The organism is Sorangium sp. So ce295, assembly GCF_051527405.1.
In the GTDB taxonomy this organism is placed as follows: Bacteria; Myxococcota_A; Polyangia; order Polyangiales; family Polyangiaceae; genus Sorangium; species Sorangium cellulosum_B.
Genome location: NZ_CP150324.1, coordinates 9102432 through 9115943, shown reverse-complemented (window position 1 = coordinate 9115943; position 13512 = coordinate 9102432). Strand labels below are relative to the sequence as shown.

General features: G+C 72.4%; 9 protein-coding genes. 5 read left to right on the top strand and 4 right to left on the bottom strand.

The window, feature by feature from the left end:
- The first annotated feature begins 73 nt into the window (after positions 1–73).
- A complete protein-coding gene (locus WMF11_RS34500; protein WP_437973743.1) occupies positions 74–2398 on the top strand; it encodes a type IV pilus secretin PilQ in 2325 nt (774 codons plus the stop codon).
- A 40-nt stretch (positions 2399–2438) separates the two neighbouring features.
- On the opposite strand, the gene WMF11_RS34495 is transcribed toward WMF11_RS34500, so the two are convergent.
- The gene (locus WMF11_RS34495) at positions 2439–3377 is read right to left on the bottom strand and encodes a LysR family transcriptional regulator (protein ID WP_437973742.1); all 939 of its coding nucleotides are present in this window, start codon (positions 3375–3377) and stop codon (positions 2439–2441) included.
- 179 nt (positions 3378–3556) lie between these two features.
- On the opposite strand from WMF11_RS34495, the gene WMF11_RS34490 reads away from it, so the two are divergent.
- The 4 genes from WMF11_RS34490 (at position 3557) to WMF11_RS34475 (ending at position 9507) form a co-directional block, all read left to right on the top strand.
- A complete protein-coding gene (locus WMF11_RS34490; RefSeq protein ID WP_437973741.1) occupies positions 3557–4894 on the top strand; it encodes a wax ester/triacylglycerol synthase domain-containing protein in 1338 nt (445 codons plus the stop codon).
- Positions 4895–4905: 11 nt separating this feature from the next.
- The gene (locus WMF11_RS34485) at positions 4906–6735 is read left to right on the top strand and encodes an NAD(P)/FAD-dependent oxidoreductase (RefSeq protein WP_437973740.1); all 1830 of its coding nucleotides are present in this window, start codon (positions 4906–4908) and stop codon (positions 6733–6735) included.
- Between the two features lie 186 nt (positions 6736–6921).
- Positions 6922–7572: a hypothetical protein gene (locus WMF11_RS34480; RefSeq protein WP_437973739.1), complete on the top strand. Its 651-nt coding sequence runs from the start codon at positions 6922–6924 to the stop codon at positions 7570–7572.
- 342 nt (positions 7573–7914) lie between these two features.
- Entirely contained in the window at positions 7915–9507 is a 1593-nt protein-coding gene (locus WMF11_RS34475) for a peptide chain release factor 3 (protein ID WP_437555533.1), read from the top strand.
- A gap of 153 nt (positions 9508–9660) precedes the next feature.
- Here WMF11_RS34475 and WMF11_RS34470 read toward each other — a convergent pair whose 3' ends face one another.
- The 3 genes from WMF11_RS34470 to WMF11_RS34460 all read right to left on the bottom strand — a co-directional run bounded on the left by WMF11_RS34470 (position 9661) and on the right by WMF11_RS34460 (position 13505).
- Positions 9661–11526, bottom strand: a complete 1866-nt coding sequence (locus tag WMF11_RS34470) for a DUF885 domain-containing protein (protein ID WP_437973738.1) — start codon at positions 11524–11526, stop codon at positions 9661–9663.
- 58 nt (positions 11527–11584) lie between these two features.
- Positions 11585–12778: a hypothetical protein gene (locus WMF11_RS34465; protein ID WP_437903498.1), complete on the bottom strand. Its 1194-nt coding sequence runs from the start codon at positions 12776–12778 to the stop codon at positions 11585–11587.
- 67 nt (positions 12779–12845) lie between these two features.
- Entirely contained in the window at positions 12846–13505 is a 660-nt protein-coding gene (locus tag WMF11_RS34460; RefSeq protein WP_437973737.1) for a DNA-3-methyladenine glycosylase, read from the bottom strand.
- Between the last annotated feature and the right edge of the window lie 7 nt (positions 13506–13512).

The window sequence follows — 13512 nt, the reverse complement described above, 5'->3', positions numbered from 1 at the left end:
CCCGCGCCGGGCACCCGGAGTAGCCTCCCGGCAGCGTGACGCAGATCTCGCGTCACCGCGAAGCGGGAGTGCAATGAAGAGCAATCGAGACTATCGCCCGAGGCGGGGCGCGCTTCGCCGTGCTGCGGCACTCGGGGTGATGTTGATCCTCGGCGCTCCTGCGGGAGACGCAGACGCCGCCGCCCCGATCCAGGTCAGCGACGTCAGGCTCACGGCACCGGACGAGGGCAAGGCCGAGATCGTGGTCGCGACGACCGGCGAGCCGCGCTTCTCGGCGCGGGTCGCGGACGGCGGCAAGCGGCTCCTCATCGACCTCGAGGGCGCCGAGGCAGGCGGGGCTTCCGGCGCGATCACGAGCGGCAACGCGATCGTGGCCGGGGTGATGACGCAGGGGTTCGGCAAGGCGGCCCAGCGGACGACGCGGGTGCTCGTGCAGCTCGCGCGCCCGGCTGCCTACCGGATCCGCGCCGAGCAGGGCGCGCTCGTGATCGAGCTCGCCGCCGCCGACGCGACGGCGCCCATGGCGGCGCGGGCCCCGGCCGGCCCCGCGGCGGCGGCGCCGGAGCGCGAGCCGGCGGCGATCACCGACGTGCGCTTCGAGCACCAGGCGACGCTCGATCGGGTCGTCATCGAGCTCTCGTCGATCCCGGGCTACCGCGAGTCGACCGGCAAGGGGGGGCGCCGCGTCATCGAGCTCAGCGGCGTCCGGCTCCCCGACGCCCTCCAGCGCAAGCTCGACGTCGGCGCCTTCGGAGGCCCGGTGCGGGCCATCTCGACGTACCGGCGCAACAGCGACGGCTCCAGGGTCGTCGTCGAGGTCGAGCAGGCCGAGGGCGCCTCGGGCGTGGTCGCGCGCGAGGGCAACGCGCTCGTGCTGAGCGTCGCGAAGGGCGCGCTGCCCACGGCGCTCTCGGGGATCGCCGCCGACGGCGGCGCGGCGAGGCGGACCCGCACGGTGGCGCGCGAGGCGGTCCTCGACGACGGGGCGCCGAAGGTGGAGACCTCGTTCGAGGGCGCGGCGAGCAGCCAGGAGTCGCTCGTCGAGCCCGACCAGGCCGGCGCGTTCATGCCCGCGATCGCCGGGCAGCAGCGGCGGTTCACGGGGCGGCGCATCGACCTCGACCTGAAGGACGCCGACATCCACAACGTCCTCCGGCTGATCTCCGACGTGGGGCGGGTCAACATCGTGACCGCCGACAACGTGACCGGGACGGTCACCATCCGGATGCGCAACGTCCCGTGGGACCAGGCGCTCGAGACGGTGCTCCAGGCCAAGGGCCTCGGCGTGGTCCGGCAGGGCAACATGATCCGCGTCGCCCCGATCGCCGATCTCAACAAGGAGCGGGAGCTCGCGATCGCGCGGCGCAAGAGCGAGCTCCAGCTCGCGCCGCTCGAGACGCGGCTCATCCCGATCAACTACGCGGACGCGAAGGACCTCCAGGATCGCTCGAAGGACATGCTCTCGCCGCGCGGCTCGCTGGCGGTCGACGAGCGGACCAACGTGCTCATCGCGCGCGACGTCGCGGGGAACCTGAACCAGATCGAGGAGCTGGTCCGCTCGCTCGACACGCAGACGCCGCAGGTGCTGATCGAGGCGCGCGTGGTCGAGGCGACGAGCCGCTACGTGCGCGACATCGGCATCCAGTGGGGCGGCGACGGGACGTTCAGCGCGGCGACCGGCAACCCGACGGGGCTCGTCTTCCCCTCGGCGATCGGCATCGCCGGCGGCGCGACCGACTCGAACAGCCCGACCGGCGGCCTCTCGCCGTTCTCGAGCACGGTCTCGAACCCGAACTTCGCGGTGAACCTGCCGGCCATCGTCGGCGCCGGGCAGGGCGGCGCGCTCGGCTTCACGCTCGGCTCGATCAACAACACCGTCAACCTCGGCGTCCGGCTCTCCGCGGCCGAGGCGAGCGGCATGCTGCGGGTCGTGTCGAGCCCGCGCATCCTCACGCTCGACAACCGGGAGGCGCGGATCAGCCAGGGGACGCTGATCCCGTTCTCGCAGATCAGCGCCCAGGGCGTGCAGACGACCTTCCAGGAGGCCAAGCTCCAGCTGCTCGTCAAGCCGCACGTCACGTCGGACGGCAGCGTCGCGATGCACGTGAAGATCAACCGCGACGAGCCCGACTTCAACCAGACGTCGGCCCGCGGCGACCCGACCATCCTGAAGCGCGAGGCGGAGACCGACCTCCTGATCATGGACGGGCACACGGCGGTGATCGGCGGGATCTTCACCCGCAACACCGGCCGGAACCTCGATCAGGTGCCGTTCTTCGGGGACATCCCGGTCCTCGGCCTCCTCTTCCAGCGGCGCCGCGCGAGCGACGTCCGGAACGAGCTCGTCATCTTCCTCACGCCGCGCATCGTGAACCGCGCCGAGGCGCTCGGCCGGTAGCCCCCGGGCGCGGCGCGCCTCGCCGCGCCCCTGAACCCCCTCAGGCGCGCTTGCGCCGGGCCGCTTCCCGCGGGCTCGGGGCGGTGTCCGTCACGACGCCGCGCAGCCACGCCCGCGCGGGATCGCCCTCGGTCCGGCTGTTCCACGCCATCGCGATCTCGATGGGCGGCAGCTCGAACGGCAGGTCGAAGGTGCGGAGCGGCACCAGGCTGGAGAACGCCCTGCCCAGGCGCGTGGCCACGGTGGCCACGAGATCCGACGCGGTGATGGCGTGCGGCACGAGGAGCACGTGCGGCACCGTCATGGCCTCATGGCGCGCGATCCCGCGCGCCGCGATGAGATCGTCCGCGACCCCGTCGTGGGCGCCGCGCCTGGGGACGACGACGTGCGGGAGGGCCGCGTAGGTCTGGAGATCGACCTGCCCGCGCGCCGTGGGGTGGCTCATGCGCGCGAGCCCCGCGAAGCGATCGTCGAAGAGGGGCGCGCGGCGCAGGTCGGAGGGGAGGCTCTCCTGCGGGAAGACGCCGATCGCGAGATCGATCTCGCCGCTCCGGAGCGCGTCGACGGCGCGGCCGTCGAGCGGGAGCAGGTGGAGCGCGAGCCTCGGTCCGCCCTGCGCGAGCGCCGCGTTGAGCCGCGGCAGGAGGACGAGCTCCACGTACTCCGTGGCGGCGATCCGGAAGGTGCGATCGCTCGCCGCCGGGTCGAACGCCGGCGTCGTCTCGCCGAAGAGGCCCGCGAGATCGTGGACGATCGCGGCGACCTGCGGCGTCATCGCCTCCGCGCGCGAGGTGAGCGCCATCTGCCGGCCGACCCGGATGAGCAGCGGGTCGGAGAAGAGCTCACGCAGCCGCGTCAGCGCGTGGCTCATGGCGGGCTGGCTGAGGCCCACCCGGCGGGCCGCGAGCGTCACGCTGCGCTCCTGCAGCAAGGCGTCGAGCGCGATCACCAGGTTGACGTCGATCGCCGAAAGATTCACTCCGAGAATATACGATGAGCCATGTATCCATACCGTGGATACTTTCGTTTTCTTGCGCGGGCGCGCGGCGGGCGCGGCGAGGATGCGTGATCCCGCGCCTGCGGGCGCTGTCGTGCGGCCTGCGCGGCTGCTAGGGTCGCGCGCGGCTCCCCCCTGATCGGCGGTGCCTCGCGGAGACCATGACATCGCCCGTTCTGCTCGGGGGGATCGACTTCTTCCATCTCATGAACGATCGCGCCATGCGATCGCGCGGCCAGGCGGGCAACCACTGCCTGTTCGTGATCGAGCTCGACGGTCGCCTCGATCTGGCGCGGCTCGCGGTGCGGCTCGAGCGCGCGACCCGGGCGCTCCCCGAGCTCCGGTTCCGGCTGGATAGCAGCGTGCTCGGGCGGGCGGGGCGGCCCCGCTGGGTCGTCGATCACCACCGGCGCGCGCCCGGGCTGCGCCTCCACGAGGTGGCGGGCGAGCGCGAGCGCGCGGCGCGCCTCGAGGCGCTGCTCGCGGACCGGACCTCTGCGGAGCGGCCGTGGGCGCTCGACGTCGTGCGCGACGTGGGCGACGGCGACACGGTCGTGCTCCGCCACCACCATGCGCTGACGGATGGCAGGGGCGCGGATCGGCTCGCTGCCTGGCTGGGCTCCGGGAGCGGCGACGCGCCCGACGACCCGCCGCCGCGGCAGGAGCGGCACGACGCGCCGGAGCGCCTGCTGGCTGCCATGGACCGCGACGAGCGGGTCGCGCTGGCGCGCGCTTACAAGGCCCACGTGCTGTCGCTCGGCCGGGCGCCCATCCTGTCGCTCGCGCGCGCCTGTCCACAGGTGCGGCCCTCGGCCTCGCGCGTCCTCCGGCTCACGCTCTCGGCGGAGGAGACCCGCGCCTTCGATCTCCGGGTGCGCCAGCGCGCGCGGCTCGCCGAGACGAGCCTCATGCTGATCGCGGCGACGCGGCTCGCCGACCGGGCGCTCGCGGGCCGCGGCTTCGCCCCGCCGCACCATGTGATCCCGCTGCCCCTCTCGCTCGACCCCAAGGCGGGGGCGCGGCGGCTCTTCGGCAATCACCTCACGATGGCCCTGCTCTCGCTCGGCCGCGACGAGCTCCACGACGACGCGCGCGCGGTGGCCCGCCTCGCCGAGCAGCAGCGCGCCGTGGTGCGTGACAGGCTCGATCTCGCCATGATCGCCGCGCTCGATCTGGCCCGCTGGCTCCCCGGCCCGATCTACCGCTGGCTGGGGGATCAGCCCTTCCAGGGGGAGCTCGCCTCGCTGATCGTCTCGAACCCCGGCGCGGTGACGGTGGAGCGGTTCGCGGGGCTCCCGGTGCGCTCGGCGTACCCGCTGCCCGCGGTCGTCGCGCCGCCGGGCTTCCAGGTGATCTTCAGCCGCTTCGGCGGTCGCCTCTCGGCGTCGATCATCCACGGCGACGGGCTGCTCCGCCCGGACGAGGCGGAGGCGATGCCGGGCGCGCTCCGCGCCGAGCTGCTCGGAGAGCCCGCGCCGCCGGGCGGGGGCGCGGTATAAGGGCTCTCGTCATGCGCACGTTCGATATCGTCATCATCGGCAGCGGCATCGCCGGCGGCTTCCTCGCGCGGCAGCTCCGCCTCGCGTGCCCCGATCTCGGGGTCCTCGTGCTCGAGGCCGCCGAGGCGATGGAGGATTACAAGGTCGGCGAGAGCACGGTGGAGGTCGCGGCGAACTACATGGTTCGCCGGCTGAACCTCGGCACGTACCTCTACCAGCACCAGCTGCCCAAGAACGGGCTCCGCTTCTTCTTCGACTCTCCGGACAAGGATCTCCCGCTGCCCCGGATGAGCGAGATCGGCTCCGACCACATGCCGTTCCACCCGAGCTTCCAGCTCGAGCGCGCGCGGCTGGAGCGCGATCTCGTGACCATGAACCGCGCCGCGGGCGCCGAGGTCGAGCTCGGCGCCAAGGTGGTCGACGTCGCGATCGACGGGCGCGGCCGGCACACGGTCGTCTACGAGCAGGGCGGCGAGCGGCGCGAGGTCGCCTGCCGCTGGGTGTGCGACGCCTCCGGGCGGCGGCATGTGCTCTTCCGCAAGCTCGGCGTGAAGGTGCACAAGGAGGCGCGGCTCAACACGGCGGCCGCGTGGGGGCGTTACCGCGGCGTCGCGGGGCTCGATGGGGTCACCGACGCGGCGTGGCGGTCGCGCGCGCGGTACACGTCGCGCCACCTGTCGACGAACCACTTCATGTACGACGGGTACTGGATCTGGTTCATCCCGCTCGCCGGCGATCTGATGAGCGTGGGCGTCGTGTTCGACAAGGACCGGATCGGCGCGGGCAACGTGCCGGCCGGGGCGCTGCCCGGGCCGCGCACGCGCGCGGAGTTCGAGCGCTTCCTGGGCGCCCACCGCGCAGCGCGCGAGCTGCTCGAGGGGGCGGAGCTCGAGGATTTCCAGAGCTATGCCCACCTGCCGTACCACGCGGAGCAGTACTTCTCGACCGACCGTTACGCCGTCACCGGGGAGGCCGGCGCGTTCACCGATCCCTTCTACAGCCCCGGCTCCGATTTCATCGCGACCGCGAACGAGTTCATCACGCAGATGATCCTCTCCGACGTCCGCGGCGACCGCGCCGGGTTCGAGGAGAAGGTCGCGGCCTACGACGCCTACTACCGGTTCAAGTACGACAGCACGCTCCGGCTCTATGAGCGCATGTATCCGGTGTTCGGCAGCTTCGAGCTCTATCGGCTGAAGTATCTCCTCGACTTCAACAACTACTACAACCTCGTCGTCTGGCCGTTCATGGCCGACCGGGTGACGGACGTGGGTTGGATCCGGGAGGAGCTCAAGTTCACCGAGCTCGTGCTGCGCGCCCTCTCGACGATGGGCGAGCACTTCGCGTCGCTGGCGAGCGATCTGCGCGCGCGGGGGGAGTACTTCGCGCAGAACGAGGGGCGCTTTGCCAACGGGCTGAACGGCGTCGCGCAGCTGGAGACGCGGCTCGGACCGGCCATTGACGAGCGCTTCCGGCGGGAGCAGGTCGACCGCGCCTACGGGAGCGTGTTCGCGGCGCTTGTCGAGAGGCGGCTCGGAGAGCAGGGCCTCTCCGACCGCGCTCGCCTGGTCTCCGAGCTCACGCTCCCGCAGGTGCTCGTGTTCCGGGACATCACGCCTGAGCGGCTAGCGCGCCTCCTCCAGCGCATCGGCGAGCGGATGACGAAGGAGCTCCGCGAAGAGCTCCCGGACGCGGGCATCGAGCGGATCGAGCTCGGCGCGAGCGGCGTGATCTCCGTGACAGGGCCTGCCGAGGGGACCAAGGCGCATGCCGACGCCCTGTCCCGGGCAAAGGCGCTCTGGGACGCCTCGGCGGGATCGCTCGCTCACATCGCCCTCTGAGCCTGCTTTCGCGGGCTCCGGGACCGCGGTCGTCGCCGCCGTCGGCGAGCGCCTCGCGCCTGCCTTGTCCAGCGCCCCCGCGGTTTCTCCTGTACGCGCGCCCGTTCCGCAGTATCACAACGGCCGATGCGGTGGAGAGCAGCAGGTGGGCGTCTGGGTCAGTGGGCCGTCTCCGTGGCGCTGTCGATGGGCGCTGTCGGCGCTTGCGTCGGCGCGGTCGCCGAGGGGGGCGCGCCGCCGCGGCAGGAGCCGCCGGAGCAGGGGTGGATCACGGCGTCGGCGCCCGACGCGGGCGGCGCTCCGCGCTGTCCGCACGGCGCGCTGGAGGATCCGCACCGTGGCTTCGTGCGTTGCCTAGAGCCCGGCGAGGCGGATGCCGGCTGGCTCCCGCCGTCGCCGCAGCCCGAGCCCCCCCCTCCCGATGGCGGTGTCTCCCCGCCGGACGGCGGTGTTCCCGGCGACGCCGGCCCCATCGACGGCGGCGTGCCCGACGCATCGATCGTATCGGCCCCGCTCCCTCTCATCGAGATCAAGGAGCCCGAGTTCATGAACGGCGACGTCCCGAACGTGGCCAAGCGGCTCGAAAAGGTCGCCCCCGACCTGGCGAAGTGTGTCGCCGACCACGGCGGCCTCTCTGGCGTGTCGGGCAGCATCAAGGTCCAGTTCCTTGTCCGGGTGCGTGGCCGTGCCGAGGGTGTCGAGATCCTCGACTCGCGTGGCGTCACCCCCGACGCGCAGCGCTGCATCCGTCAGCTCCTCAAGAACAAGCCCATCGGCACGCCCAGCGCCGACCCCGTAGGCGTCACCGTCTCCCTCTCCCTCCGCGCCCCGAAATAACGGCCCCTTACAAACACCTGAGGGCGCATTCCGCGCGCGTCGCCGCTGGGACCACGACCCCCAGCCCCCGCCCCTTACAAAGAGCCAGGGCGGGCGGGGGTGGTGCGCGAGCGGGCGGCGGGGGTGGGCCCCACGAATCCGAGGGCCGGCCCGCCCCTCCGCGCCCCCCTCTCTGACCGAGTCCCCCGTCCAGCCCGGCACCAGCCCCCCAAAAGGCCCGAGTTCGTGGGGGGACCCCCGCCGCCTGCTCGCGCACCACCCCCGCCCGCCCTGGCTCCGTCGCCCCTTGGGTTGACGCAGCCCCCACGGACTCTATCCTGCCGCGCCGCTGTGCCCGACCCGATGCTCACCCGCGAGATCGCCCGTCGAAAGACGTTCGCGATCATCTCCCACCCCGACGCTGGCAAGACCACCCTAACCGAGAAGCTCCTGCTTTACGGAGGCGCCATCCAGCTCGCCGGCGCCGTGAAGGCCAAGAAGGCGCGCGCCCACGCCGTCAGCGACTGGATGGAGATGGAGCGCGAGCGCGGCATCTCCATCTCCACCAGCGTTCTCCAGTTCCCGTACAAGGGCCGGCTCCTGAGCCTGGTCGACACCCCGGGCCACGCGGACTTCAGCGAGGACACCTACCGCGCGCTGATGGCGACCGACGCCGCCATCATGATCCTCGACTGTGCGAAGGGCGTCGAGACGCAGACGAAGAAGCTCTTCCGTGTCTGCAAGCTCCGGCAGATGCCCATCTTCACCTTCGTCAACAAGCTCGACCGCCCCGGGCGCGACCCGTTCGAGCTGATCGGCGAGGTCGAGGAGGTCCTCGGCATCGGCGTCTACCCGGTCACCTGGCCCATCTCGGCGGGCGGCAAGTTCCGCGGCGTCTATCACCGCGAGCGCAAGCAGGTCTTCCTCTTCGAGCTCGTCGCGCACGGCGCCGAGATCGCCCCGATGGAGGTCGTGTCGCTCGACGCGCCCGAGCTCGTCGAGGCGCTCGACGAGGAGGGCGCCCGCCAGCTGCGCGAGGACATCGAGCTCATCGACGCCGCCGGCGACGCGCTCGATCGCGACAAGCTCGCCCGCGGCGAGGTCACGCCCATGTTCTTCGGCAGCGCCATCACCAACTTCGGCCTTCCGCAGTTCCTGGACGCGTTCATCGAGCTCATGCCCCCGCCCGCGCCGCGCGGCAGCGACAAGGGCCCCATCGCCCCGGACGACGACCGCTTCACCGCGTTCGTCTTCAAGATCCAGGCGAACATGGACCGGGCCCACCGCGACAGGATCGCGTTCCTCCGCGTCTGCTCCGGCCGCTACGAGCGCGGGATGAAGGTGCACCACGTGCGCCTCGGCCGCGACATCCGGCTCACCAACCCGGTGCAGTTCATGGCCCAGGAGCGCACGCTCGTGGAGGACGGCTTCGCGGGCGACATCATCGGCGTCTTCGACCCGGGGCTCTTCCTCATCGGCGACTCGCTCTGCAGCGGCTCGCCCGTGAAGTACGCCGCGCTGCCGCAGTTCCCGCCGGAGCAGTTCGCCCGCGTCGTCATGATCGATCCCATGAAGCGCAAGCAGCTCAAGAAGGGCCTCGAGCAGCTCGCGCAGGAGGGCTCGGTCCAGCTCTTCCGGCCGCCCGAGGGGCGGGAGGGCGAGGCGATCCTGGGCGTCGTGGGCGAGCTCCAGTTCGACGTCGTGAAGCACCGCCTCGCGGCCGAGTACGGCGTCGACGCCCGGATCGAGCGGCTCTCGTTCAGCCTGGCCCGCTGGGTCGAGGGCGAGCCGGTGCCCCTCGCCGAGCTCGAGTCGAACCTCTACGGCTACGGCGCCCTCGACGTGCACGGGAATGCGGTCGTGCTCTTCAAGGGTGACTGGCAGCTCGATGCCTGTCAGAAGGCGTTCCCCAAGGCGCGCTTCGTCGAGCTCGGTGGCTCGATCTCCCCGGTCTGACCGAGCGACGCGCGCCCGCTTCGGAGACGGGCCCACCTCGACGTTTTCGGTGCTCAGCGCACTGGAGTGCGCCTCCGCGCCGAAAACGCCGATCTGGGCCCGTCTCCTGTGCGGGAGCGCGTCGCTCTGCTTCGTGGGGGGACCTGGGGCGCGCTACTCGGCGAGCAGCGCGGGGAGGTGCCGCACGGACGGCGAGCCGTGGCTGAGCAGGCGGTCGTGGTAGGCGCGCTCGGTGAAGCCCGGCTTGCGCTCGTGCTCGGCGCGCAGGCGCATCATCTCGGTGAAGCCGTGGAAGTACGTGGTGAGCTGCGCGCTCGTGAGCCGGGCGCGCCGCCACTTGCCGACGGCCTCGCCTTCCTCCTGGAAGGCGTCCTTCGTCATGAGCGAGAGCGCCTCCTCCTCGCCCATCGCGCCCGCGTGCACCCCGTGGTCGAGGAGCGCGTTCACCGACATGCGCAGCACCATCTTCTGGCGCTGCATCCGCACCTTCGGGCCGCCGAAGCCGTGGTGCGCCATCAGCCACTCGGTGTAGACCGCCCACCCCTCGACGAACGGGCCGCTCGAGAAGACCGCGCGGAGCTTCGAGGGGAACTTGTTGTTGTGCATGAGCTGCAGGAAGTGGCCCGGCATCGCCTCGTGGACGGTCAGGTCGGCGAGCATGCTCGAGTTGTACTCGCGGTAGAACGAGTCCACGCGCGCCTTCGGCCAGTCCTTCGGCGTCGGCGCGATCGCGAAGAACGTCTCCTGCTTCGCCTCGAGCGGGCCGGACGCGTCGCAGTAGGCGATCGCGACGCCGCGGCGGTACTCGGGCATCTCGATCACCCGGCAGGGCTCCTCCGGGATGCGCACGAGGTCGCGCGCGCGGACGAAGTCGGTCGCCTCCGCGAGGAGCTTTTCGGACGCCTTCACGATGGTCGCGTTCGTCGGGTGATCGGCCGCGAGCGCGTCGAGCACCTTCCTGATCGCGGCCATCTTCTCGTCCTGCGCCTCGACCCTCGGGAAGGGCTGCTTCCCGAAGAGCGCCGGCCAGAGCTCCCTCGAGGTCTCGAGCATCTCGGCGTGCGTCGCCGCGAGCAGGGCGCGGGCGCTCGCGACCACGCCGTCGACGTCGATGGTCGCGTCGTCCAGCGTGAACCGGAGCTTCTTCTCGAAGCGCGCGCGGCCCAGCCGGAAGTCGCCGTTGCTCCTCGGGAGCAGGTCCTTCTCGAGGAACGCCTGGAAGCCCTCGAGCGCCGCCGCCGCCGCCCTCGCGGCCGCGTCGAGCTCGGCCTGCTGCGCCGGGGCCGACGCGAACAGCGCCGGGAGCTCGGACTTGCAGAGCGCGATGAGCCCCTTGTTCTGCGCGATCGCCGTCTCGGTGTGGATGCGCGGCGGCGCCGCCGTGAGGCGCTGCTCCGCGGCGCGCACGAGCGCGGGGATGCCCGAGAGGCGACCCCCGAGGCTCCGCAGGCGCTCCTCGAGCGGCGCGAAGCTCCTCGTGATCAGGGGATCGAGCCCGTCGCCGACGAGGCCCGTGTACACCATCGGGTTCCACGTCGCCTCGCGGAGCTCGTCGATCGCGAACAGCCAGGAGCGCAGCTGGTTCTCGATCATCGCCGCGTCGACGCGGCTCTGGACGCCGAGGCGCGCCGCGGGCAGCGCCCCGAGCTCGGCCAGCGCCGCCTCGATCGTGCGCCGGCGCGCGGCCTCGCCCTGCTCGGTGACGTCCGGCCACACGGCGTCGTACCGGTGGTCCCCCGCCTCGGTGGCGCGGACCGGCTCGTCGCGCAGGTACTCCTCGAGCACGCGCGCCGACAAGGCCGCGAGCGCCTGCTCGGCGCCGGCCTCCGCGCCGTATCGAGCGTCGGCCGGGCTCACCACGGCCGCCTTCGCGAGGGGTTGCGTGGGCGGCGCGGCGCGCTCGGCCGGCCCGCACGCGCAGAGCAGCGCCACGAGCAGGGAAAGATGGCCGCGGAGCGATCTGCGGGAGAGCGATCTGCGGGAGAAAGAGAGCTCATGGGAGAGATCATGGTGTCGCACCTGCGCGTCCTAGCGCCAGCTCGCCGAGAAGGGAACGCGCCCAGCGGTGGCATCGGCCTCAGTGCGCGCTGCCGAGCGAGGCCTTCGCGAGGCGGGAGATGCCGTCCACGTCGCCGTGCACCGCGTCGAGCAGCGGGCCGAGCGCGAGGCGGAGCGGCTTCGAGTTCGGGTGCCGGAGGATGCGCGCCACGCTCTCGGCCGCCAGCTCGTTCAGATCCTGCTCCGCGTAGCGATCGATGTGGGCGCTCGACAGCGCGAGGCCCGGGAAGGCGGTGCGGCAGAGCGCGTCGATCAGCTCCCCCGCGACGCCCGCCGCGATGTTCGCGGCGCCCAGCGCGACCCGGGCCTTCTGCGCGCTGATCGCGCACGACTCCGTGCGCAGCTGGCTGATCACGGGCGAGCCGAGCACCGTGTGCCAGCGGGAGAGCTCGGCGGCCCGGCTCGCCTCGAACTCACCCGGCGGCGCGTCGGAGACGGGCAGCAGCGCGGCCAGCTGATCGGCGGCGCCAGGATCGATCGCGACGCGGCGCACGATGATCAGATCGTGCGCCCGCAAGCATCCGAGGAGCAGCCGCGTGGACGTGTCGCGCAGGAGCGGCGCGAGCGCGGCCGCGATCACGGTGGGGGGCGAGCCGATGAGCCCCGGGCTCGACGCCCGCGCGGCGCCCGCTCCGGCGGCGCGAGCGCGTGGCGCGCCGGAGCTCGGCGGCGAGCGCACGCTGATGGGCGGCGGGATGCTCGACGGCGTGCTGCGACCGACGGTCGGAGGCGCGCCGGGAGCCAGCGCCAAGGCGCGGCTGCTGGCCGGCGGCGCGCCGGTGGCCCGGCTCGCGCCGCCCGGCGAGGGCTTGTTCGATGGCGTGCGCGCGCCCGCGATCCGCGTGGGATCCTGGACGGGAGGCGCCGGTCCGCCGCGCCGCGACTGCGTGGTGCGCTCGGTCACGACGTGCAGCGACGCGAGCTCGATCGCGCGGAGCCCCGGGAGGCCGCGCGGCGCGCGGGCCGCGATGGCCGCGGCGAGCTCGGCCTCTTTGCCGAGGAGCGCCTCGTGCTCTGCGGTCTCGCGCAGCAGGTCTCCGGCGATCTGCGCGCACCGCTCCGCGGCCCTGTCCGCGGCGCTCCGCGTCTGCGGCTCCTTGAAATAGAGCGTTAACTTTCCCCGCAGGGTCTCCCGATGCGTGCCCGCCGTGACAACCTGCGACGCGCTCTCGACGTTGGCAGGTTCACGCCCCCCGAAAGGCCAGAATCCCATGAGCCCATTGTCGCGCGATCCTGGGCCCGGGCGCGAGCGCTTCGAGCGCTCGCGCCCTCACGCTCGCTCAATGGCGAGGCGGAACGGAGACATAGCGATTGCCGCGTTCGTAGAATCGCCACGGCTTCTTCGCCCACGCACCTGCATAGTCGACGTTGATGCGAGGCGACCTGCCGATGGGCCCAGCAGCGCCGGGCAGCAGCGAGAGCTGCGCTCCGCAGACATCCATCCCGTACGCGGAGCGGTCGAGCCCCAGCGCCTTGCACAGCTTCCCCGGCCCGTTGGTGAGCTCGATCCGCCCAGGCGCGACGCCGCGCCGGCGGCTCATGAGCGGTAGGCCGATCATCGGCTCGATGGCGCGGATGAGGACGGCGTGCGGCTCACCCTCCGAGGCCACGACGATGTTGAACGCCCAGTGCATGCCGTAGAGCTGGAACACATAGGCATAGCCCGCCGGCCCAAACATGACCTCCGTCCGCACGGTCCTTCGCCCGCCCGCGCTGTGCGCGGCGAGGTCTTCCGGGCCGCGGTACGCCTCGGTCTCGACGATGCGTCCGGCGGCGGTGCCCTCGGGCGTCGTGTGGACGAGCACCTTGCCGATGCACGCCCGCGCGACGACGAGCGCGGGGCGAGCGTAGAAGTCACGCGGCAGCGGCGCCGCTCCTTCGAAGAGCGCGGCGCCTTCGCTGGGCGCGCGGGGCTCGGTTGCGGGACGCACGGCGGGCACCGCGCTC